The organism is Pseudomonas piscis (genome assembly GCF_009380155.1).
In the GTDB taxonomy this organism is placed as follows: Bacteria; Pseudomonadota; Gammaproteobacteria; order Pseudomonadales; family Pseudomonadaceae; genus Aquipseudomonas; species Aquipseudomonas piscis.
Genome location: NZ_WHUV01000003.1, coordinates 657,028 through 679,575, shown reverse-complemented (window position 1 = coordinate 679,575; position 22,548 = coordinate 657,028). Strand labels below are relative to the sequence as shown.

21 protein-coding genes, 5 tRNA genes and 1 riboswitch are annotated in these 22,548 nt (G+C 59.3%); of the genes, 5 read left to right on the top strand and 21 right to left on the bottom strand.

The window, feature by feature from the left end; all coding sequences use genetic code 11:
• Positions 1 to 19: 19 nt before the first annotated feature.
• Complete coding sequence (locus GDH07_RS20095) at positions 20 to 694, bottom strand: hypothetical protein (protein WP_152898637.1); 675 nt, start codon at positions 692 to 694, stop codon at positions 20 to 22.
• The gene (locus GDH07_RS20090; protein WP_152898635.1) at positions 694 to 1,542 is read right to left on the bottom strand and encodes a hypothetical protein; all 849 of its coding nucleotides are present in this window, start codon (positions 1,540 to 1,542) and stop codon (positions 694 to 696) included. The genes GDH07_RS20095 and GDH07_RS20090 overlap by 1 nt, the downstream gene beginning before the upstream one ends.
• A gap of 240 nt (positions 1,543 to 1,782) precedes the next feature.
• Between GDH07_RS20090 and GDH07_RS20085 the strand changes: the two genes are divergently transcribed.
• Positions 1,783 to 2,394 carry a recombinase family protein gene (locus GDH07_RS20085; RefSeq protein WP_152898634.1) on the top strand — a complete coding sequence of 204 codons (612 nt, stop codon included), beginning with the start codon at positions 1,783 to 1,785 and terminating at the stop codon, positions 2,392 to 2,394.
• A gap of 6 nt (positions 2,395 to 2,400) precedes the next feature.
• On the opposite strand, the gene GDH07_RS20080 is transcribed toward GDH07_RS20085, so the two are convergent.
• On the bottom strand, positions 2,401 to 3,324 hold the full coding sequence (locus GDH07_RS20080) for an STM4504/CBY_0614 family protein (RefSeq protein WP_218584745.1): 924 nt from the start codon (positions 3,322 to 3,324) through the stop codon (positions 2,401 to 2,403).
• A 121-nt stretch (positions 3,325 to 3,445) separates the two neighbouring features.
• Positions 3,446 to 3,522: transfer RNA gene (locus GDH07_RS20075), tRNA-Arg, on the bottom strand.
• Positions 3,523 to 3,802: 280 nt separating this feature from the next.
• Here GDH07_RS20075 and GDH07_RS20070 point away from each other — a divergent pair.
• The gene (locus GDH07_RS20070; protein WP_031320337.1) at positions 3,803 to 4,039 is read left to right on the top strand and encodes a hypothetical protein; all 237 of its coding nucleotides are present in this window, start codon (positions 3,803 to 3,805) and stop codon (positions 4,037 to 4,039) included.
• 13 nt (positions 4,040 to 4,052) lie between these two features.
• Entirely contained in the window at positions 4,053 to 4,232 is a 180-nt protein-coding gene (locus GDH07_RS20065) for a PA3371 family protein (protein WP_053137250.1), read from the top strand.
• On the opposite strand, the gene phnN is transcribed toward GDH07_RS20065, so the two are convergent.
• Positions 4,207 to 4,788 carry a phosphonate metabolism protein/1,5-bisphosphokinase (PRPP-forming) PhnN gene (phnN, locus tag GDH07_RS20060; protein ID WP_152898632.1) on the bottom strand — a complete coding sequence of 194 codons (582 nt, stop codon included), beginning with the start codon at positions 4,786 to 4,788 and terminating at the stop codon, positions 4,207 to 4,209. The genes GDH07_RS20065 and phnN overlap by 26 nt on opposite strands.
• Positions 4,789 to 5,167: 379 nt before the next feature.
• Here phnN and GDH07_RS20055 point away from each other — a divergent pair, with 379 nt between their 5' ends.
• Complete coding sequence (locus tag GDH07_RS20055; RefSeq protein WP_003178899.1) at positions 5,168 to 5,494, top strand: Arc family DNA-binding protein; 327 nt, start codon at positions 5,168 to 5,170, stop codon at positions 5,492 to 5,494.
• 106 nt (positions 5,495 to 5,600) lie between these two features.
• Here the strand turns inward: GDH07_RS20055 and mgtE are convergent, their stop codons facing one another.
• The 9 genes from mgtE to ltaE all read right to left on the bottom strand — a co-directional run bounded on the left by mgtE (position 5,601) and on the right by ltaE (position 13,578).
• Positions 5,601 to 7,043, bottom strand: a complete 1,443-nt coding sequence (gene mgtE / locus GDH07_RS20050) for a magnesium transporter (protein WP_022640315.1) — start codon at positions 7,041 to 7,043, stop codon at positions 5,601 to 5,603.
• A gap of 412 nt (positions 7,044 to 7,455) precedes the next feature.
• Positions 7,456 to 7,532: transfer RNA gene (locus tag GDH07_RS20045), tRNA-Arg, on the bottom strand.
• A gap of 71 nt (positions 7,533 to 7,603) precedes the next feature.
• Positions 7,604 to 7,680 (bottom strand) — tRNA-Arg (locus GDH07_RS20040).
• A gap of 71 nt (positions 7,681 to 7,751) precedes the next feature.
• A tRNA-Arg gene (locus GDH07_RS20035) sits at positions 7,752 to 7,828 on the bottom strand.
• Between the two features lie 107 nt (positions 7,829 to 7,935).
• Positions 7,936 to 8,026: transfer RNA gene (locus GDH07_RS20030), tRNA-Ser, on the bottom strand.
• A gap of 62 nt (positions 8,027 to 8,088) precedes the next feature.
• Positions 8,089 to 8,277 carry a carbon storage regulator CsrA gene (gene csrA / locus GDH07_RS20025; RefSeq protein ID WP_002554426.1) on the bottom strand — a complete coding sequence of 63 codons (189 nt, stop codon included), beginning with the start codon at positions 8,275 to 8,277 and terminating at the stop codon, positions 8,089 to 8,091.
• A 187-nt stretch (positions 8,278 to 8,464) separates the two neighbouring features.
• Entirely contained in the window at positions 8,465 to 9,706 is a 1,242-nt protein-coding gene (locus tag GDH07_RS20020) for an aspartate kinase (RefSeq protein WP_053137032.1), read from the bottom strand.
• 96 nt (positions 9,707 to 9,802) lie between these two features.
• The gene (gene alaS, locus GDH07_RS20015) at positions 9,803 to 12,427 is read right to left on the bottom strand and encodes an alanine--tRNA ligase (protein ID WP_152898631.1); all 2,625 of its coding nucleotides are present in this window, start codon (positions 12,425 to 12,427) and stop codon (positions 9,803 to 9,805) included.
• Positions 12,428 to 12,573: 146 nt separating this feature from the next.
• Entirely contained in the window at positions 12,574 to 13,578 is a 1,005-nt protein-coding gene (gene ltaE / locus GDH07_RS20010) for a low-specificity L-threonine aldolase (protein ID WP_152898629.1), read from the bottom strand.
• Between the two features lie 213 nt (positions 13,579 to 13,791).
• A riboswitch (FMN riboswitch) is annotated at positions 13,792 to 13,962 on the top strand.
• A gap of 120 nt (positions 13,963 to 14,082) precedes the next feature.
• Here ltaE and GDH07_RS20005 point away from each other — a divergent pair.
• A complete protein-coding gene (locus GDH07_RS20005; protein WP_152898628.1) occupies positions 14,083 to 14,592 on the top strand; it encodes a 6,7-dimethyl-8-ribityllumazine synthase in 510 nt (169 codons plus the stop codon).
• A 52-nt stretch (positions 14,593 to 14,644) separates the two neighbouring features.
• Here the strand turns inward: GDH07_RS20005 and astE are convergent, their stop codons facing one another.
• The 7 genes from astE to GDH07_RS19970 form a co-directional block, all read right to left on the bottom strand.
• Positions 14,645 to 15,655, bottom strand: a complete 1,011-nt coding sequence (gene astE, locus GDH07_RS20000) for a succinylglutamate desuccinylase (RefSeq protein ID WP_152898627.1) — start codon at positions 15,653 to 15,655, stop codon at positions 14,645 to 14,647.
• Positions 15,656 to 15,667: 12 nt separating this feature from the next.
• On the bottom strand, positions 15,668 to 15,955 hold the full coding sequence (locus GDH07_RS19995) for a hypothetical protein (protein WP_022640322.1): 288 nt from the start codon (positions 15,953 to 15,955) through the stop codon (positions 15,668 to 15,670).
• Positions 15,956 to 16,010: 55 nt separating this feature from the next.
• Positions 16,011 to 17,357 (bottom strand): N-succinylarginine dihydrolase, encoded by a 1,347-nt coding sequence (astB, locus tag GDH07_RS19990; RefSeq protein WP_152898625.1) that lies wholly within the window; start codon positions 17,355 to 17,357, stop codon positions 16,011 to 16,013.
• A gap of 172 nt (positions 17,358 to 17,529) precedes the next feature.
• Positions 17,530 to 18,999 carry a succinylglutamate-semialdehyde dehydrogenase gene (astD, locus tag GDH07_RS19985; RefSeq protein WP_177409146.1) on the bottom strand — a complete coding sequence of 490 codons (1,470 nt, stop codon included), beginning with the start codon at positions 18,997 to 18,999 and terminating at the stop codon, positions 17,530 to 17,532.
• Entirely contained in the window at positions 18,996 to 20,021 is a 1,026-nt protein-coding gene (gene astA, locus GDH07_RS19980) for an arginine N-succinyltransferase (RefSeq protein WP_022640325.1), read from the bottom strand. Before astA ends, astD begins: the two co-directional genes overlap by 4 nt.
• Before the next feature lie 85 nt (positions 20,022 to 20,106).
• Positions 20,107 to 21,126, bottom strand: coding sequence for an arginine/ornithine succinyltransferase subunit alpha (gene aruF, locus GDH07_RS19975; protein WP_022640326.1), 1,020 nt, complete (start codon positions 21,124 to 21,126; stop codon positions 20,107 to 20,109).
• A 132-nt stretch (positions 21,127 to 21,258) separates the two neighbouring features.
• Positions 21,259 to 22,479 carry an aspartate aminotransferase family protein gene (locus GDH07_RS19970; protein ID WP_152898624.1) on the bottom strand — a complete coding sequence of 407 codons (1,221 nt, stop codon included), beginning with the start codon at positions 22,477 to 22,479 and terminating at the stop codon, positions 21,259 to 21,261.
• Positions 22,480 to 22,548 lie beyond the last annotated feature (69 nt).

Sequence of the window (22,548 nt, the reverse complement as noted above, 5' to 3'; positions counted from 1 at the left end):
CCCTCATTTTGCTTTCACCTTAGTTCTGCAAGGACGCAGAATAACTCTCTCGAATTTCAGTAAGCTCGCCTGCGGAGTACTTCAATGCGACGTAGTAAGGGAGCAAGTCTGACACAAAGAAATGGAATGATGACCAGATAACTACCAAAAAAGTACAGAAACCGACTAACGCGACCAAAAGATTTACCCAACCAAATGGCAATACAACGACGACAGCGAGCCCGATGACCAAAAAAAGCTCAGCGACAGATCTAGTTCTTCTAATTTTTTTCTGATTGCGCTCAATTTCTACTTTTGCACCTAGCCCTAGTGCACGCCGCCTAGCATCATCACTTTTATTTTCATGAAACAATAGAGTCATATCCAATATCAGGCCCGCAAAATCATCTTTTAGAGTAAAAAAATAGAAGAGCCCCTCAGAAAGCTTGCGAGATATCCAGATAACAGAAATCACAAACCCAATAGAATATAAAATTTGCAAAACACTCAGAGACGGAATAACACCATCAGTAAAATCCATCAAAGACTTAACTTTTAAAACAGCCAAACCCTGAATCACGTTATGACTTTCGCCGTCATAGTAAACATGAATGCAAACAGCAAAAAACACCCAACTGAATATGTTTGAAAGGCTGAACTTGAAGCCTAGCTCCTCGTCATATCGCGCCTTACAGTACTCTAATAATTTTTCCATCAGGTAAGGCCTATGAAGAAAACATCACCACCTTTAACATCATATGCTCCACCTTCGTAGACGGGGCTCCCGATGAAATTCATCGGTACATCAACGCCCAGATATCGCTTAATCATTTCAAATTCAATTTCACTCTTATATTGCAGCTTTACCATCCTTTCAGTAACGACATTTATTACCTTCGCAGTCTTATTTGCTGAGTCAAGCTCAGTGACCTTTACAGAGTATATAAGCGGGTCCCCCAAATTGCGCCTTGAAACTAAAGAGTGAAAATTTTCGCTAGACACTCTATTGAACTTAAACGGCTGTGGAGTATCGGTCCCGACAATCAGCTCTATAGTGCTTTGCCCAGCATTACGGTGCCTAACAACACTTACAAGCTGATCAATTTCTTTGTTGATCGCACGGTCACCATAGGGATGTTGTGAGGCAGTAGGTATATAGTTCTCATAGCTTTCCGGGTCTATAATCCCTGTTTTTACTTGCTGCTCCCTAAGTGCCGATTGCTCAGCTAAAGACCTTGCATTAGTCATTGCTTGCGTGCGGGACTTTTCCATAGCGGGAGTCACAGCGCTAACAATTCTCTTCAAGGTTCTTTCTATGCGTGGGCTATTTTGAAAGAACTCAATAATGTATCCACCATCACGTGGCGCACTGGACCACAACTCTGTCTCGGCGTAGTCCTCAGCCGATAAGCGAGCGTTTTTCCAAACCTCACCATATCTCACATCTAGGTGTGCACGGTTCACGGCACCTTGAAGATGATGCAGGCTTTGCCCTAATGTTCGAAGACTCACCGTATGATTACGGGTGATTTCCCCTTCAAAATGAAGATGCAAATAACTCATTGTTGCTTCCTTGCGTGTCTTTGTTTTTATCCATTGCTGCCCCTTCTGGGCGAGCTGCTCAGGTGGGCCTCATGAATTATGCACTGCCTGATAGCTAAAGTAATGGTATTTAGCCATTCATATTAGAGTATGCCTAGGCTGATACAGGCAGATTCCACCTTTACCAGCCTTTTCACTTGATATGTGACACCCAAAATGCAACATTGTTAGGACAACACCCTAACTGATACAGGTTGCATTATGTTCATCCGCGCCTACCTTCGAGCTTCAACCGACGAGCAAGATGCCGGCCGCGCCCGCACAGCTCTCGAGAAGTTTGCCAACGACCAGAACAAAGTCATTGCCTGCGAATACCTGGAGAACGCTAGCGGAGCTACCGCGGATCGGCCTGAGCTGCTGCGCCTGCTCAAGGATGCCCGCAAGGGTGATGTGCTGCTGGTGGAGTCAATAGACCGCCTCTCACGCCTTCCTGTGGAGGACTGGCAGAAGCTCAAGGCTGCGATTGATTCCAAGGGGCTGCGCATCGTCGCGCTCGATCTACCAACGAGCCACCAGGGGATGCAGGACACCAAGGGGGATGAGTTCACTGGGCGGATGCTGGGGGCGATCAATTCGATGTTGGTGGAGATGATGGCTGCCATCGCACGCAAGGATTACGAGCAACGTCGTGAGCGCCAGGCCCAGGGCATCGAGAAGGCTAAAGCCGCCGGTAAGTACCAAGGCCGGCCTGTGGACGCCAATTTGCACAAGCGGGTAAAAGAGCTGCTGGGCGCCGGTCTTGGCATTCGTGCCACTGCTCGACACGCCAACTGCTCAACAACTACCGTCCTGCGAATCAGAGACGCTGGATGATGATGTTTATAGATGCTGTTCGGCAGTTGCCAAAAACACCAGGCAAGCTCCAGTCATGTGAAGCATATAAGCCACTAGATAATCCGGAACAACGGTTGGTTCAGCTCCTTGTCCGTGCCCCGCGAGATTATTCCGTCCGGTTGGCACCCCCGCCTCAAGCAAGCTTTTGAGCGATGTAAATTGAGTCTGCCAAAAAGCCGGGATCAATCCGTTCTCCATGCAAACCTTGATCAACGAACTTGCCGTTTCCTTGCCGGTGACAGTCCATCGGCGCTTTGCACAAATAGCTTTCATCAAGCTTTCAAAAGACTTCAAGCACTCATTCAGGGCTTCCTTAGAATTCCCGTGCCGGTAATGCTCGTGCGCTTTCAAGAATTCCTCTTGAGGCCCAGCGTAAGATTTGCTTTCCAAAAGACGAAACGCTGGCTTAATCACCTCGGCGTGCAACAGCTGCGAGTCAACTCGTAAAATCTCACCATTCACGAATTGATAGCCAACTGCATGCTCCTTGAACCTCTGATTCAGCTCGTAGATAGCCTTGTCAGCGATCTCATTCGACTGATACCGCCCCATGTAGGTGTAATCACGGCTCGCGGTATCAACTGAGCGGAAGCACAGCTCGACGATATCTAACGCCTGCTCAAGATCGTCGGTTTGTAACAGCAAATCCGCGACCTCTTGAAAGAAATTCCGTTGCCTGCCTGCTTTTGCCGTCGGCAGAGAAAACATCCCGTATTCCCTGCAAAGGGTGTCGGAAATAAACTTCCAGCAATCTACCTGAGCCCACTCACCGGGACGGCCCAAAGCGTCACACATCACGTGCACGATTTGAACGCGGAGAGGATCTGGCAAGTGATCATATTGGTATACGTCTGAGGTTTCGCCTCGAAGTTTCTTTTGACGCTTTGAGAAAATATCGAACAACGCCACGAGGTGGCTCCTCCATGATGAACGAGCCGGAAAAGTGTCTCCGGCATTCTCACTTGCACCCATACTGCACCCATGGCACCGAATGGAAAAACAACGAAACTGCTGGAGACCTTGAAGAATATGGTGTCCCAGGGCAGGTTCGAACTGCCAACCTTCCCCTTAGGAGGGGGATGCTCTATCCAATTGAGCTACTGAGACCCGGAGGTAAGTGCCTGATACGGCACAAAGGACGGCGTGCATGTTAACGGCCAGCGCCGTATTTGTCATGTCATCGGTAGGGGTTTTTGCAGGGCGCCACAGGCCTGGCCTGCGGGGATCGTGCAAATTGCATCAATGCAAAAAGCCATCATTGCAAAATGCAACTCACACATCCGGCAAACAAAAGCCAACCAGCTGTTTTTAAAGGATTTAATGGCATATACACTGTTGGCACGCAGCCTGCTTTATCCGTGGATAAAACACTGCGGAGATGATGCCCATGAACAGCGTCCTGTTTCTCTTGAATGCGACAGCCATTGCCGTGCTGGTGGCTTTTCACTTTCTACCGCAGGACAACGTCACCGATGGACCTTGTGTCACTCATCATAGCCAGGGCCTGAGTGCACAACTGGCCGTTCTCAATACCCAGGCCCTGCCCGGGACCATGACCCAGACCGCCACCGGAGAGGCCCCGCAGCCACCAGCGGAGCTAGTGAGCGAGCGCTGGGTATTCTGATCAGGAGATGTTCATGTCCACCGCAGCCAAAAGCCTGCTTGTCCTGGTAATGCTCAGCGCCATAGCGGCCATGGCATTGCCCGAAGGAACCTTCAGCTGGATATGCCTGGCAGCCTGCGGCGTGTTCTCCAGCCTGTTGCTGCTGGCCCTGATTGCCGGGCGCAAGATCAAGTTCGACCCGGTGCTGCGCTGATCCCGTGCAGGCGTAATATCTCCAATAGATGCTGGACGGTAGACGACAATCCTTGTGAGTTGTCCAGGCGCACCACCTGCCCGTCGTCGAGCCAGCCCTCATTGATGAACAACTCGTTGCGCCTCAGGCGATCCTCGATTTGCGCCACACTTTCCCGTCCCCGCATTAGCAAACGCTGGCGCAACACCTGGGTATCCACGGTAAGCACAATGGGCAGCAAGTTGCGATAACGCTCCCGAGCCTGCGGCAGATAACCTCGGGAGCCGTTGACCAGTACGTGGCGCCCCTGGGCCAACCAGTGGTCGATCTGCAGCGCAATGCCATAACCCAGGCCATTGGCCCGCCACCATAAGGCAAATTCCCCCTGGGTCACCCGGCGCTCGAACTCCTCGGCGCTGACCTCCTCGGCACTCTCGCCCACCGACTCGGCAGAACGGGTGATGACCCGCCTCGCCACCTCGCAACCCATCTCTGCCAATGGTTGCCTGGCGACATCGATCAGGCTGTCCTTACCAGCCCCCGAGGGGCCCATCAGGTAAATGAGTCTACCGGGCATGGATGAGGGATCCGGACGGAGATACTAGTAAATCGGCCATTTGCCACTATCCTCTAACAGGTAGGGATCACAAGACTCATCCGCAGCGCGTGCACCTTCGCTAGTGCACAGCCACTCCCGCCGGGCGAGAGACTGCGGCCAACAATGCGGATCAGCGATCTTTTCAAACCAGTCCGCATTTCTGATAATTGGTGCTGGCATAACGCCTTTATCCAGTTCAATATTTGTCACAGAATTGACGCCAATGATCTGGCAATTTTTGAGGCATGATGCGGGCCTCTTAACAATTCAGGTTGAACATTTGGCAATCAGGCTTGTCCTAAAAAACAGCCCGCGGCCAATTCCGAGAACCGCTCCCCTGAACTAACCGGTTAAATATATGCGCCCATTGAAACAGGCAATTTATTCCAGCCGTACGGCTGACAAGTTCGTCGTACGTCTGCCCGACGGGATGCGTGAACGCATTGCCGAGGTGGCTCGCAACCATCATCGCAGCATGAACTCCGAAATCATCGCACGCCTGGAGCAGAGTCTTATTCAGGAAGGTGCCTTGGGTGAAGAGCTGAGCATGCGCCTGGACAGCCCAGAACTGTCCTTGCATGAACGCGAGCTACTTCAACGTTTCCGCCAACTTTCACACCGCCAGCAAAACGCCCTGGTTTCGCTGATTGCACATGACGCAGAAATGGCCGCAGACGCCAGCTGATTTTGCCCCGAAAGCTAGAGCCAGCCTAGTCGCTGGCTTTTTTTTGCCCGCCTGAAAGCAACGAAGCGCCATCAAGGCGCTTCGTCGGAAATCCATAGCCGAGGGCTCAGAGCAGGAAGATCGTCGCCAGGCCGAGAAAGATGAAAAAACCACCGCTATCGGTCATCGCGGTGATCATCACGCTGGCTCCCATGGCCGGATCTCGCCCCAGGCGCGCCAAGGTCATGGGGATCAAGACCCCCATCAGGGCCGCCAGCAACAAGTTCAGGGTCATCGCCGCTGTCATGACCACACCCAGCGACCAACTGCCGTACAACATGTAGGCCACGGCACCGATCACCCCACCCCAGATCAGGCCGTTGATCAAGGCTACCGCCAACTCCTTGCGCATCAGGCGCGAGGTATTACCAGTACTGACCTGGTCCAGGGCCATTGCCCGGACGATCATGGTGATGGTCTGGTTCCCCGAGTTGCCGCCGATACCTGCCACGATGGGCATCAATGCTGCCAGTGCCACCAGCTTCTCGATGGAACCTTCGAACAAACCGATCACCCGCGAGGCCAGGAATGCCGTGATCAGGTTGATGGCCAGCCAGGCCCAACGGTTGCGCAGGGACTTCCAGACCGAGGCGAAGATATCTTCCTCTTCACGCAGACCGGCCATGTTGAGGACTTCGCTTTCGCTCTCCTCACGAATCAGGTCGACCATTTCGTCGATGGTCAAACGGCCGATCAGCTTGTCGTTCTTGTCGACCACCGGGGCCGAAATCAAGTCATAACGCTCGAAGGCCTGGGCCGCATCGTAGGCGTCTTCATCGGGGTGAAAGCTCACCGGATCGCTGGCCATGACCTCCGCAACCTGCTTTTCCGGGTCATTGACCAGGAGCCGCTTGATCGGCAGGACCCCCTTGAGCACGCCGTCGTAGTCGACCACGAACAGTTTGTCGGTATGGCCAGGCAGCTCCTTCAGGCGACGCAGGTAACGCAGGACCACTTCAAGGCTGACATCCTCGCGGATGGTCACCATCTCGAAGTCCATAAGGGCACCGACTTGCTCCTCGTCATAGGACAACGCGGAGCGGACACGCTCACGCTGCTGGCCATCGAGGGCCTCCATCAGCTCATGGACGACGTCTCGCGGCAGCTCGGGAGCCAGGTCAGCAAGTTCGTCAGCGTCCATCTCCTTGGCCGCAGCCAGGAGCTCATGATCGTCCATGTCGGCGATCAGGGTTTCACGCACGGAGTCGGATACTTCGAGGAGGATGTCGCCGTCACGCTCGGCCTTGACCAGCTGCCAGACAGTCAGGCGCTCTTCCAGGGGCAAGGCTTCGAGAATGTAAGCGACGTCGGCAGAGTGCAGGTCATCGAGCTTGCGCTGCAACTCGACGAGATTCTGCCGATGGACCAGGTTTTCCACCCGGTCATGGTGATGGCCTTCCTGACGGTGCGTCAGGTCTTCGACCACCCGCTGGCGCTGCAGCAGCTCAACGACTTGAGCCAGGCGATCCTGCAGGCTTTCCTGCGTTTTCTTTACTTCTACTTCGGTCATAGGCGAACTCCACTCCCAGCAGAGGAGCACGCCGGAAGGATCAATCAGTCAGTTCATGATTGTGAAAACGAGATACTGAGTAACTACTGGGTAAGTCCATGGAGATATTCCACAAGCCCCGGCGGGGCTGACGGGCGCAATCATACACCGCCTGGCGGTTTTAAACGTTAAAAAATCGCGGCAAGAACAAGCGCTTGCGACATAAACCTGAGCGGCGCCCGAATCTATGGAACTGCGACGCCTCGGTAGAAAAAGAAAACACACGGATGGAGAAAAAAGTCCGCTGACATGCCGCCGAGCAGGATATTCGACTATCGAGAAGACAAGCCGTTCCGAACGAACAGGCAAGAGAGAAGATAAAGCCGCACAAAAACAAAAAGCCCGTATCTTGCGATACGGGCTTTCTGATATATGGTGCACTCGACAGGATTCGAACCTGTGACCGCTCGGTTCGTAGCCGAGTACTCTATCCAGCTGAGCTACGAGTGCATTTGTGTTTTTAGACCAGACCACAACTGGTTGAAGCCGAGTTATTCATATCGCTACAACTAACTCTTAAATGGTGCACTCGACAGGATTCGAACCTGTGACCGCTCGGTTCGTAGCCGAGTACTCTATCCAGCTGAGCTACGAGTGCATTTGTGTTTTTAGACCAGACCACAACTGGCTGAAGCCGAGTTACTCATATCGCTACAAGCAACTCTTAAATGGTGCACTCGACAGGATTCGAACCTGTGACCGCTCGGTTCGTAGCCGAGTACTCTATCCAGCTGAGCTACGAGTGCATTTGTTGCGCCGCATTATAGCCCGTTGAATCATCTTGTTAAGCACTTTTTCTAGTAAATTCAACAACTTACAGAAGAAGCCAGATTACAACGTACTAAGCAAATAATGGCGGAGAACGGGGGATTCGAACCCCCGACACCCTTTTGAGGTGTACTCCCTTAGCAGGGGAGCGCCTTCGGCCACTCGGCCAGCTCTCCGCAACACGGGGCGTATATTAACCACCTTTCTCCCCGTTTGCAAACAAAAAAAACGAGAAAAATTAATGGCTTGGTTCTTCGTCCTTCTCTTTCTTGATCCGCAGGTAGATTTCCTCACGGTGGACCGCCACTTCTTTGGGGGCGTTGACACCAATACGCACTTGATTACCTTTGACGCCGAGCACGGTCACAGTGATTTCGCCATCACCAATGATCAGGCTTTCTGCGCACCGACGAGTCAGAATCAACATACCTTTCTCCTCACGCATTACATTTCAGGGACTACAGTCTGCAAAAAAAAGGGTGTTGGCCTACAACCGGGTCGGCAGTAGTCCTACACGCCTAAGTATTGACTAGCGTGGACGAAAGAACAGCTTTCTTCCACGCCGATCAAAAACACAAAGGGCGCGGTCAGACCGCGCCCCTTTCAAACACGCGTCACTCGCCCTGTCGGGCTGGCGCGTCGAGCTCGAACGCGGTGTGCAGGGCACGTACCGCCAGCTCCAGGTATTTCTCTTCGATCACGACCGAAACCTTGATCTCGGAAGTGGAGATCATCTGGATATTGATGCTCTCCTTGGCCAGCGCCTCGAACATCCGGCTGGCTACGCCCGCATGGGAACGCATGCCAACACCGACGATGGAGACCTTGGCGATATCGGTATCGCCAACCACTTCCCGGGCACCGATTTCACGCGCGGTATTTTCCAGCACGTTCTGGGCAGCCAGGTAGTCGTTGCGGTGCACAGTGAAGGTGAAATCGGTGGTGTTATCGTGCGAAACGTTCTGCACGATCATGTCCACTTCGATGTTCGCTGCGCTGATAGGGCCAAGAATCTTGAAGGCCACGCCAGGATTGTCTGGCACGCCACGGATAGTCAGCTTGGCTTCATCGCGGTTAAAAGCGATGCCGGAAATGATCGGCTGTTCCATGGATTCCTCTTCATCAATAGTAATGAGGGTGCCCGGACCCTCCTGGAAGCTGTGCAACACGCGCAGCGGAACGTTGTACTTGCCGGCGAACTCGACCGCACGGATCTGCAACACCTTGGAACCCAGGCTGGCCATTTCCAGCATTTCTTCGAAGGTGATCTTGTCCAGGCGCTGAGCCCTGGCCACCACGCGCGGATCGGTGGTGTAGACGCCATCCACATCGGTATAGATCTGGCACTCGTCGGCCTTCAAGGCCGCCGCCAGGGCTACACCAGTAGTGTCGGAGCCGCCACGACCCAGGGTGGTGATGTTGCCGTGCTCGTCGACACCCTGGAAACCGGCCACCACGACCACACGACCGGCCTTCAGGTCGGTGCGGATCTTCTGGTCATCGATCTGCAGGATCCGCGCCTTGGTGTGCGCGCTGTCGGTCAGGATGCGTACCTGGTTGCCGGTATAGGACACCGCCGGGATACCACGCTTGATCAGCGCCATGGCCAGCAAGGCGATAGTCACCTGCTCACCGGTGGACACGATCACATCCAGCTCACGGGGAACCGGTGGGGCTTCGCCACTGATCTGCTTGGCCAGATCGATCAGGCGGTTGGTTTCGCCACTCATAGCCGACAACACGATCACCAGGTCGTCGCCAGCTTCGCGGAACTTCTTCACCTTGTCGGCAACCTGCTCGATCCGCTCGATTGAGCCGACCGAAGTGCCGCCAAATTTCTGTACGATCAAAGCCATTTTCTAAGCCGCCTCAGCCCGTCAAGGGGCGCCCGTTAAACAATCAAACTGCGCAGCGCAAGGACCCGCCACTAGACGACGGGTCCGGTCGGCGCCTTAAATGCCTTGCTCGACAAAGGGCACGGTCAGGGCCAGCGCGGCATCTAGCGCAGCAGCGTCGACGCCACCACCTTGTGCCATGTCTGGACGACCACCGCCCTTACCGCCCACTGCCGCAGCAGCCTGCTTCATCAAATCACCGGCTTTGAGTTGGCCAGTCAGGTCCTTGGTTACGCCAGCAACCAGCACGACCTTTTCCTCATGGACACTGCCGAGCAGGATCACTGCGCGACCGAGTTTGTTTTTCAACTGATCCACCAGCGCCAGCAGCGCCTTGCCGTCCTGGCCATCGAGACGCGCAGTCAGCACTTTCACGCCCTTGACGTCCTGGGCCTGGGCCGACAGGTCGTCACCGGCCGCAGCGGCGGCCTTGGCTTGCAACTGCTCGAGTTGCTTCTCCAGCAGACGGTTGCGCTCCAGCACCGCCGACAGCTTGTCGATCAGGTTGTCACGGCTGCCCTTGACCAGGACCGCCGCTTCCTTGAGTTGCTCTTCGCCCGCATTGAGGTAGGCCAGGGCCGCTGCGCCAGTGACTGCCTCGATACGCCGCACGCCGGAGGCCACGCCACCTTCGCTGGTGATCTTCAACAGACCGATGTCGCCGGTACGGTTGGCGTGGATACCACCGCACAACTCGACCGAGAAGTCGCCGCCCATGCTCAGCACGCGCACGCTATCGCCATACTTCTCGCCGAACAGCGCCATGGCACCCTTCTTCTTGGCGGTGTCGATATCGGTTTCTTCGGTTTCCACCGCGGTGTTCTTGCGGATCTCGGCGTTGACGATGTCTTCCAGCGCCTTGATCTGCTCTGGCTTGATCGCTTCGAAGTGACTGAAGTCGAAGCGCAGGCGCTGACTGTCCACCAGCGAGCCCTTCTGCTGCACATGTTCGCCCAGCACCTGGCGCAGCGCGGCGTGCAGCAAGTGAGTAGCCGAGTGGTTCAGCGAAGTGGCGTGACGCACATCGGCATCGACCTGCGCTTCAACCGAAGCTCCGACGCTCAGGCTGCCCTGGGCCAGCACACCGTGGTGCAGGAAAGCACCACCGGTCTTGGTGGTGTCACGTACATCGAAACGTGCATTGCCAGCCGTCAGGAACCCGCAGTCGCCAACCTGGCCGCCGGATTCGGCATAGAACGGAGTCTGGTCGAGGATCACCACGCCCTCCTCGCCTTCGCCCAGCACGTCGACCGATTGCCCATCCTTATAGAGAGCGACCACTTTGGCCGCGCCGCTGGTGGCGTGATAACCGGTGAACTCGGTGGCTACATCGACCTTGACCAGGCTGTTGTAGTCCATGCCGAAGGAGCTGGCGGAACGAGCGCGTACACGCTGGGCCTCCATCTCGCGCTCGAAACCTTCCTCGTCCAGGGTCAGGTTGCGCTCGCGGGCGATGTCACCGGTCAGGTCCATGGGGAAGCCGTAGGTGTCATAGAGCTTGAACACCACATCGCCCGGAACCACGCTGCCCTTGAGTTCGGCCAGGTCCTGCTCGAGGATGCGCAGGCCCTGCTCCAGGGTCTTGGCGAACTGTTCTTCTTCAGCCTTGAGCACGCGCTCGATATGCGCCTGCTGGCTCTTGAGCTCAGGGAAGGCTTCGCCCATCTCGGCCACCAGCGCGGCGACGATCTGGTAGAAGAAGCTGCCCTTGGCGCCCAGCTTGTTGCCGTGGCGGCAAGCGCGGCGAATGATCCGGCGCAGCACATAGCCGCGACCTTCGTTGGACGGCAGTACGCCATCGGCAATCAGGAAACCGCAGGAGCGGATGTGGTCGGCCACCACTTTCAGCGAGGCCTGGCCGTCGTTGCTGCAACCGATCGCCTTGGCCGCGGCGGCCAGCAGGTTCTGGAACAGGTCGATCTCGTAGTTCGAATGCACGTGCTGCAATACGGCACTGACACGCTCCAGGCCCATGCCGGTATCCACCGACGGCGCTGGCAGCGGGTGCAGCACGCCGTCGGCGGTGCGGTTGAACTGCATGAAGACGTTGTTCCAGATCTCGATGTAGCGGTCGCCGTCTTCTTCCGGTGAGCCGGGTGGGCCGCCCCAGATATCGGCGCCGTGATCGTAGAAGATCTCGGTGCAAGGACCACAAGGACCGGTGTCGCCCATGGTCCAGAAGTTGTCGGAGGCGTAGGGCGCGCCCTTGTTGTCACCGATGCGCACCATGCGCTCGGCCGGCACCCCGACTTCCTTGGTCCAGATGTCGTAGGCCTCGTCGTCGGTGGCGTAGACGGTGACCCAGAGCTTTTCCTTCGGCAGGTTCAGCCACTTCTCGGAAGTCAGGAAGGTCCAGGCGAAGGTGATGGCGTCACGCTTGAAATAGTCGCCGAAGCTGAAGTTGCCCAGCATCTCGAAGAAGGTGTGGTGACGGGCGGTGTAACCGACGTTTTCCAGGTCGTTGTGCTTGCCACCGGCGCGGACGCACTTCTGGCTGCTGACAGCGCGGGTGTAGGCGCGCTTTTCCTGGCCCAGGAAGCAGTCCTTGAACTGGTTCATCCCCGCGTTGGTGAACAGCAGGGTTGGGTCGTTGCCTGGGATCAAGGAGCTGGAGGCTACACGGGTGTGGCCCTGCTCTTCGAAGAAGCGGAGGAAGGCTTCACGGATTTCTGCGCTTTTCATTAGGTTCTTCCACGGAGACTGCGGCCAAAGGCCTGTGCGCAACGTCAACAGACGAAACGACGGCAAAGGGCCGCATTATATCGGCGTTAATCACTTGGTACAGCGTGTTTGTACGATACAAACAGTCAATTGGACGGAGAACACTGTCACTTACGGGAAAACTCGGCAAAAGTGCCCACCACTTGGTCGATTTGCCCACGTTCGACGTCCAGGTGGGTCACCAGGCGCATCCGCGGCGCGGCACTCAAACGTACGCCCCGCTCGCCGGCAAAGACCTTGAGGGCTTCGGCCCGCTCGCCCAGTTGCACATAGACCATATTGGTCTGCACCGGCTCGACGTTGTAGCCCACCTCGCGCAGGCCTTCGGCCAGCAAACGGGCATTGGCATGGTCCTCCGCCAGGCGCTGCACCTGGTGATCCAGGGCGTACAAGCCTGCGGCCGCCAGCCCACCGGCCTGGCGCATGCCGCCACCGACCATCTTGCGCAAGCGCCGGGCCTTGCCGATCAGCTCGCTGGAACCGCACAGCACCGAGCCCACCGGTGCCCCCAACCCTTTTGACAGGCATACGGATACCGAGTCGAAGTGCTCGGTGATCAACCGCGCATCGACGCAAAGTTGCACGGCCGCGTTGTACAGCCTGGCCCCATCCAGGTGCAGGGCCAGGCCGTGCTCGCGACTGAAGGCGCGTGCCTGGGCCAGGTAGGCCAGCGGTAGCACCTTGCCCTGCATGGTGTTTTCCAGGGCCAGCAGGCGGGTGCGGGCGAAATGGAAATCGTCGGGCTTGATCGCCGCCGCCACCTGGCCCAGGTCCAGCGAACCATCGGCCTGGACCTCCAGCGGCTGCGGCTGAATCGAGCCCAGCACGGCCGCGCCGCCGCCCTCGTATTTGTAGGTATGGGCCTGCTGCCCGACGATGTATTCGTCGCCACGCTCGCAATGAGCCATCAACGCCAACAGATTGCTCATGGTGCCGGAAGGCACGAACAGCGCCGCAGCGAACCCCAGGCGCCGGGCCAGCTCGGCTTCCAGCTGGTTGACCGTCGGATCCTCGCCGTAGACGTCGTCCCCGGTGCGGGCGCTGGCCATGGCATCGAGCATGCCGGGAGTCGGCTGGGTCACGGTGTCACTACGAAGATCGATCACGCTCATCACATCTGGCCTCGCTGCTGGACCCTCGGGCCCGGTTAAGACAGGGAATTCCCTTTCGGACATGAATTACTGCCGTCTCACCCCCGAATAATCAAGCAACAACTTTAGAAAAAACTGATCCTGAGCACGAAAAATCTGACAAGAACCAAAAGGTACGATGTTTTCCTGGGCAGACTGTGTTAAAAATCCACCGCCCGGGCCAAAGCCACGGGCAAACGTTCTCAGGGCGGGGTGCAATTCCCCACCGGCGGTAATTGCACGCAATGTGCATAGCCCGCGAGCGCTTGGCACCATCGGCAGCTTGCCTGCAGGTGATGACAAGGTCAGCAGACCCGGTGTGATCCCGGGGCCGACGGTCATAGTCCGGATGAAGAGAGAACGGGATTAGCGCCGAAGGGCCGCTGCCGAACCGTCGTGGGAGAACCACGCGGGTCTTGCGCGCACCCTTGAATCCCATTCGATTCATGCATGCCCTGTTTTTCATACAAACAGGAGTCAGAACAGATGCAACTCTCTGCTATCGATAGCAAAAGCAAACACCACCCCAACGAACGCATCGCCTTCATCCAGGCCTGCTGGCACAAGGAAATCGTCGACCAGAGCCGCCAGGGCTTCATCAACGAAATGCTCGCCCAGGGCTACCAGGAAAGCGATATCGACTTCTTCGAGGTCGGTGGCGCCTTCGAAATCCCGTTGCAAGCCAAGCTGCTGGCCAAGTCCGGTCGCTATACCGGGATCGTCGCTGCCGGCTTGGTGGTGGACGGTGGTATCTACCGTCACGACTTCGTCGGCCAGGCGGTGATCAACGGGCTGATGCAGGTGCAATTGGAAACCGAAGTGCCGGTGTTCTCGGTGGTGTTGACCCCCCATCACTTCCATGCGGGCGAAGAACACCAGAAGTTCTTCTTCGAACACTTCGTGGTCAAGGGTCGGGAAGCGGCCATCACCTGCGCCGACACCCTGAACAAGACTCGCGCCCTGCGTCGTAACGAACAACGGGCAGTCGCGGTATAAGGACTGCAGCAGGGTTGCCCGCCATGGCGGGCAGCCCTGCTGGCTTGCAGTATCAGCTCAGGCCATCGGCCGTGGCCGGCACGATCAGGATCCCGGCACGCAGGCCATTCTTGACCTTGGGATTGGGGAAAATGATCCGCGCCCCCTCCTCCTCGATGACCCAGCGGGTCTGGGCGATGTCCTCGGCCAGCAGGTAACCCATCTCCAGCTCGGAAAAGTTCTCCACGTCCGCCGGCAAGTGCAGTTGAAAGCTGTCGCTGTGCTTGATCACTTCCCGAGAGACACTGAACAACTTCAACCCTTCAAGGCTGTCCTGCTCCGCAGGTGGCTCGCTGCCCTCGATCAGTTGCTTGAGGCGAGTTTCCAGGCGCTCGACGTTGACCCCCTGGTTCTGCCCGAACGGCCGGGCCTTGCCCAGTTCCAGGGTGAAGGACTCGGCCCCCAGTTGATCGTAGGTGTAAGCGCTGAACACGATGGAAGGCTTGTTCTGCAACAGCACCGCCTCCATGCCGCAGGCCCGCAGGCGTGCCAGCTGACGGCGTGAATGCTGGCGTCCGTCCTTCCACGGATACAGGGCGAACTGCTCGATCTTCGAGCCGCGAATGGCCGTGTGCAGGTCGTAGTGCAAGCGCTCGCGCCCCGGCAGGCTGAAGAAGCTCGCCGCCAGGCGCTCCAGCTCACAGGCGCGCAAGGCCTCATGCCCACTGCTCTGCTCATGCCGGCCATTGAACAGGCGATTGACATCCTGCTCGACGAAACGCTCGCCGCGGCGCATGGCCTCGGGATTGCCGAACAGGAACAGGATACGGGCGCGGGGCTTCAGGTCGCCCCGGGCGATGTCATGCAACAGGCGGTCGAGCAACTCGATGGGAGCGGTCTCGTTGCCATGGATGCCGGCGGACAACAACAGGTCCAGGCCGTTGTCGCGCGCTTCGGGCGGGCGCACTTCCAGCGCCCCCTCGCTCAGCCAGCGCATGCGCACGCCGTCGACAGTCAGTTGAGTCTTCTCTGCCGGTTCACGGCCGGCGAGGGTCAGTTCAAGCAGTTTGCCGAGGGCGAGCATAAAACGCGTTCCTTAGTGGGCGTGGCCGCAGCCTGGGCCGTGCACGTGATCGTCGTCGCCAGCGTCGGCCGGCTCCATTTCCAACTGCAGACTGACCAGGTTGGTCGCCAGTGGGCGCAGCAGCAGGCTGGCGTATTCCTCGTCACCCTCCTCCACGTCCACGCCGATCAGCAACTGGCCACGGCCGTCCTGCTGGATCCACACTTCCTTGCCTTGCCACAGCACCGCAAAACGGGTGCAGGAGGTTTCCTGTTGGGCGCCTTCGGCATCTTCAAGGATCAGTTGCAGGGTATCGCTCATGGGTCGGTTCTCGTCTGGGGTGAAGCACGCACCCGGGTCATCCGGGTGCGGGCCGTCAATTGATCTGGAAAGGATAAACCGCGCCCAGTTTAAGGATTTGCGTCAGCTCATCCAATGCCGTCCGGCACTCGACCAGCAGCTGCGGGTCCGCCAGGTCGGCTTCGGTGAGACGATCGCGGTAATGCTTGCCGACCCACTGGGTCAGGGTCTCGTACAGCGGCGCGGTCATGATCACGCCTGGGTTGACCGCCGCCAGCTCGGACTCGTTGAGCGCCACGCGCAAGCGCAGGCACGCCGGGCCACCGCCGTTCTGCATGCTCTGCTTGAGGTCGAAGACCTTCACTTCACGGATCACGCCACCGGAGCTGGTGAGGTTTTGCAGGTATTGCCAGACCCGCTCGTTGTTACGGCACTCTTCCGGCACGATCAGCAGCATCGAGCCATCGGCGCGGGACAGCAACTGGCTGTTGAACAGGTAGGAACGCACTGCGTCCTCCACCGTCACCTGGGAGCGCGGTACGCAGACCGCCTGGAAGTGACCGCCACGCTTGCCCAGCTTGGCCTGCAGTTCGGCAAGCAGCTTGCCGGTCTCGAGGAAGGCGTCCTCGTGGTAGAACAGCACCTCGCCGTTGCCTACGGCGATCACGTCGTTATGGAACACGCCCTGGTCGATCACCGCCGGATTCTGCTGGGCGTAGACCACCCCGTCCTCGTCCAGGCCATGCAGCCGGGCCACAGCCTGGGATGCTTCCAGGGTCTGGCGCGCCGGGTACTTCTGCGGCGTCGGATAGCGATTGTCGAAGGCACTGCGACCGAAGACGAAGAACTCGACGCCAGCCTGGCCATAGTCACGGCAGAAGCGCGTGTGGTTGGCCGCACCTTCATCACCGAACTGCGCCACTGCCGGCAGGGCGGCATGATGGGCGAAGTGCTTCTGGTCGGCGAACATCGCCCCCAGCACCCGGCTGGTGGTTGGGTGCTCGATGCTGCGGTGGTACTTGCAGTTGAGGTTGGCGGCGGTGAAGTGCACGCGACCGTCGGCAGTGTCGGCGCTCGGGCTCACGGTGGCGGCGTTGGCCACCCACATGCTCGAAGCCGAGCAACTGGCGACCAGCAACGGCATGGCCTGCTTGGCCGCCTGCTGGATGACCTGCGCATCGCTCCCGGCAAAACCCAGGCTGCGCAGCGCGGCCACGTCCGGACGCTCCTGCGGGGCGAGCACACCCTGCTGGAAGCCCATGTCCATCAGCGCCTTCATCTTCGCCAGGCCCTGCAGCGCCGCTTCCTTGGGATTGGAGCCCTGCTGGCTGTTGCTCTGGGAGGCGACGTTGCCGTAGGACAAACCGCCGTAGTTATGGGTCGGCCCCACTAGACCGTCAAAATTGACTTCATAGGATTTCATCAGCGAGGCTCCACGAATCTGCTTGTTATAGGCATCGATATCAGTACAGGTCTTGAGGCCGCCGACGCCCGTTTCAAAAGACGTTCGCAGCCTGCGGCAGCGGCCTCATCGACGCCCCACCGCTGTTTGCAGCCGCTGCCATGGAGCGCCAGGGGCACGCCACGGCATCTCATCAATCCAGGCGCACGCCCGGGGTCAGCGCTCCCGGCAAGGCCAGGCTCGGAGTCTCCAGGGACGCTACCGGATACGCACAGTAGTCCGCCGCGTAATAGGCGCTGGCCCGATGGTTGCCCGAGGCCCCCACGCCACCGAATGGCGCGCTGCTGGCGGCGCCGGTCAACTGCTTGTTCCAGTTGACGATCCCGGCCCGGCTCTGCAGCCAGAACTGCTGGTAGCGCTCTTCGGAATCCGACAGCAAGCCGGCCGCCAGGCCGTACTGGGTGTTGTTGGCCTCGGCGATGGCGCCATCGAAATCAGCGTAGCGGATCACCTGCAACAACGGCCCGAACAGCTCCTCGTCAGGTCGCTCGGCCACCGCCGTGACATCCAGGATCCCCGGGGTCAGCAGTGCGGCCTGGGCCTGGGGCTGGGTCATCTCCAGCAAGGCCACGGCGCCATTGGCCAACAACTGGCGCTGGGCATCCAGCAGTGCCTGGGCGGCGCCCAGGGAGATCACCGAGCCCATGAACGGCGCCGGTTGCTGGTCGAAGGCACCCACTTCGATGCTCGAGCTGACCGCCACCAGGCGCGCCAGCAGCGAGTCGCCCCAGGCGCCGGCCGGCACCAGCAGGCGACGGGCACAGGTGCAGCGCTGGCCAGCCGAAATGAAGGCGGACTGGATGATGGTGTACACCGCCGCATCCAGGTCCGCGACCTGGTCCACCACCAGCGGGTTGTTCCCGCCCATCTCCAGGGCCAGGATCTTGTCCGGGCGCCCGGCGAACTGCTGGTGCAGGTGGTTGCCGGTACGGCTGGAGCCGGTGAAGAACAGGCCATCGATCCCCGGGTTGGCAGCCAAGGCGATCCCGGTTTCCCGGGCGCCCTGCAGCAGGTTGAGCACGCCTGCCGGCAGGCCGGCCTCGATCCAGCACTGGACCGTCAACTCGGCGACCTTGGGCGTCAGCTCGCTGGGCTTGAACAGCACGCTGTTACCCGCCAGCAGCGCCGGCACTATGTGGCCATTGGGCAGATGGCCGGGGAAGTTGTAGGGGCCGAACACCGCCACCACGCCGTGGGGCTTGTGCCGCAGCACGGCAGTGGCGTCGCCCAGCGGGCCGCTCTTCTCGCCGGTACGCTCGCGATAGCTCTGCACCGAGATGGCGATCTTGTTGACCATGCTGGTCACTTCCGTGGTCGCTTCCCACAACGGCTTGCCGGTTTCCTCGCCAATGCAATGGGCCAGTTCGTCGGCACGGGCCTTGAGGCCGGCAGCGAAAGCTTCGAGCACGCCGATGCGCTCCTCCAGGGAGCGCTTGGCCCAGGCCGGGAATGCCTGGCGTGCAGCTTGTACCGCGCTGTCTACCTGGGCGGGTGTTGCACCGTTGCCGGACCAGATGACCTCCTGGGTCACCGGATTGACCGAGGTGAAGGCTTCACCCTGGCCGGCCAGCCATTGGCCGGCGATGTACAGCGTGCTCATTATTTCGACTCCCGAGAAGCAGACAGCGGAACCGCGCGGACCTGGTCGCCGGCGTTGAGTTGCAGGCGCTTGGCGGTCAGCGGATCGACCACCAGGGTGCCCGAGGCGAAGCGCGCCGGCGCCGCGGTGATGCGGCATTCCTCGCGCTTGCGGTTGTGGATCAGGAAAGGCGTGGCATCGTCGCCCGGGGTGCCGATGGCCAATACCAGCGCCTGGCTGTCGCGCACCGCGCGGATCTTGCCGGTCTCGCACTCCACCGCCGGGCCGGCATCGAAGATGTCGACATAACCCTGGTAGCTGAAGCCCTCGCTCTTGAGCATGGCCAGGGCCGGCTCGGTGTCGGTGTGGACCTTGGCGATGACGTTGCGCGCATCCTCGGAAAGAAAGCAGGTGTAGAGCGGGAACTTGGGCATCAGCTCGGCGATGAAGGCCTTGTTGCCGACACCGGTGAGGTAGTCCGCCTGACTGAACTCCATCTTGAAGAAGTGCCGGCCCAGGCTTTCCCAGAATGGCGAACGCCCCTGCTCGTCGGACATGCCACGCATCTCGGCGATAATCTTGTTGCCGAACAGCTGCGGGAACTCGGCGATGAACAGCATCCGCGCCTTGGCCAGCATGCGGCCGTTGAGACCGTTGCGATAGTCGGCATGCAGGAACAGCGAGCACAGTTCGGAGTTGCCGGTCAGGTCGTTGGCCAGGAACAGCGTCGGGATCTCGCGGTAGATGTTCAGCTCCTGGGAGGCGCTGACGGTCAGGCCGACCCGGAAGTTGTACCAGGGCTCCCGCAGGCCGACCGCGCCAGCGATGGCGGAAATCCCCACCACGCGGCCGTTGTCGTCTTCCAGAACGAACAGGTAGTCCGCATCGCCGCGCTCGGCTTCACCGCGAAAGGTCTTCTCCGCCCAGCCGACCCGATGGGTCAGGCGCTCTTCGTTGGCCGGCAAGGTGGTGAGGCCGGTGCCGGTGCTGCGGGCCAGGTCGATCAGCGCGGGTAAATCGCTGCTGCGTACGGGACGAACGATCATGCTATCTCCTCAGACGGACGCCTTTGACGGCACCCGCGAAACTCGCTGCTTTGCAGACAGGCCTTCCAGGGTCTGGAAGCCGCCGTTAAACCGCCACCAGGCGCACACTGGCACCTTCGCCGACACCCAGGGCCTCGGCTGCTTGCAGATCCAGGGTCACCGGCTTGCCGGGGGCGTAGTCCAGCTCCAGCAGCACCGCACGGTAGTCCTGCAACTGGCCATTGGCGACCAGGTACTGGCGACCGCCGCCCTTGAGCGCCTCGCCGATCTTCACCGGCACCACGCGGCTCTGGGCGATCGAGCGGATCCCGGAAACCCGCGCATGCAGGGTCGGGCCGCCGTCGAAAATATCGATGTAGTGATCGGTCTCGAAACCTTCGCGCATCAGGATGTCGAAGGTGATCTGCGCGCGCGGATGCACCTGGCCCATGGCTTCCTGGGCGGCATCCGGCAACAGCGGCACATAGATCGGGTAGTGCGGCATCAGCTCGGCCAGGAAGGTCCGGCTCTTGAGACCGCACAGGCGCTCGGCCTCGGCATAGTTGAGGTCGAAGAAGTTGCGGCCGATGGCGTCCCAGAACGGCGAATCGCCATTCTCGTCGCTATAGCCGACGATCTCGGTCACCACCGAATCGGCGAAACGCTCCGGATGGCCAGCCACGAACAGCAGGCGGCCACGGGAGTTGAGCTCGGCCCAGGGCGTGCCCACCAGGTCGCGGACCACGTAGAAGCTGGTCAGCAGGCTGTTGCCGGTGAGGTCGTGGCACTGGGACAGGACATGGATCTTGTTGTGGATCTTCAGCTCGCGGGACGCATGGACGAAGGTTTCGTTGCGAAAGCTGTAGAACGGCTCGGAGTAGCCCGCCGAGGCAACGATGGCCGAGCAGCCCACCAGCTTGCCGCTCGCCGTGTCCTCGAGGACGAAGAAGTAGCTCTCTTCACCATTGAAGCTCACTTCCGCGGCGAACGAAGCCTCGCTCGCGGCGATCTTGTCGCGCAGGCGATCCACATCATCCGGCAAGGAGGTGACACCAATCGGGCTGTCTGCAGCCAGACGCTGTACCTCGCCCAGATCGGCCATTTGCGCGGGGCGCATCACCAGCATGGTGTCACTCCTTACTCTAGAACAGGGTCGGAAACCGTCCGACTCAGGGAAAAAAATGCCGGGATAGCCCGGCACAGGAATTAGTGTTCGACGCCGGCAAAGCACCGGCGCCGAGAAGTACCACCGCCTGGATCAGGCTTGGGTCAGTTTTGCCACGGCACGCTCGAAGCGGTCCAGGCCCTGGTCGATATCCGCGTCCTCGACCACCAGGCTCGGGGCGAAACGCACCACGTCCGGACCGGCTTGCAGGATCATCAAGCCCTCTTTCTCGGCCGCGTTGAACACGTCCTTGGCCTTGCCTTTCCAGGCATCGCTGAGTACGCAGCCGAGCAGCAGGCCCAGGCCACGGATTTCCGTGAACAGGCCATACTTGGCGCCGATCTGCGACAGGCGGGTCTTGAAGCGATCGTGCTTGGCCTTGACGCCATTGAGCACTTCAGGGGTGTTGATCACGTCCATCACGGCACCGGCCACGGCACAAGCCAGCGGGTTACCGCCGTAGGTAGTGCCGTGGGTACCGACCACCAGGTGCTTGGCCAGCTCTTCGGTGGTCAGCATCGCCGCGATCGGGAAGCCGCCGCCCAGGCTCTTGGCGCTGGTGAGGATGTCCGGAGTCACGCCGTAATGCTGGTAGGCGAACAGCTCGCCGCAGCGACCCATGCCAGTCTGCACTTCGTCGAACACCAGCAGCGCGTTGTGCTGGTCGCACAGCTCGCGGGCACCTTGCAGGTACGCCAGCTCGGCAGGCAACACCCCGCCCTCGCCCTGGATCGGCTCCAGCACCACGGCGCAGGTCTTGTCGGAGATCGCGGCTTTCAGCGCGGCCAGGTCGTTGTACGGCACATGGGTGATGCCGGTGATCTTCGGACCGAAGCCATCGGAATACTTGGACTGGCCACCGACATTGACGGTGAACAGGGTACGGCCGTGGAAGCTGTTGAGCGCAGCGATGATTTCGTACTTCTCGGCACCGAAACGATCATGGGCCACGCGACGGGCCAGCTTGAAGGCGGCCTCGTTGGCTTCCGCACCGGAGTTACAGAAGAATGCGCGCTCGGCGAAGGTGGCGTCGATCAGCTTGTGGGCCAGGCGCAGGGCCGGCTCGTTGGTGAAGACGTTGGAAACATGCCACAGCTTGTTCGCCTGCTCGGTCAGGGCTCCTACCAGGGCCGGATGGGCATGGCCCAGCACGTTGACCGCGATGCCGCCGGCGAAGTCGATCAGTTCCCGGCCAGCCTGGTCCCAGACTCGAGACCCCGCGCCGCGCACAGGAATGAAAGCCGCAGGTGCGTAGTTGGGAACCATCACCTGGTCGAAATCGGCGCGTTGCACCGGGGCTTGCTCAACGGACATCGGAGTCTCCTGAAGAGGAACACCCGCCTGGAACTGGCGAGCGATGGAGGGATTGTAAGGACAGTTTTC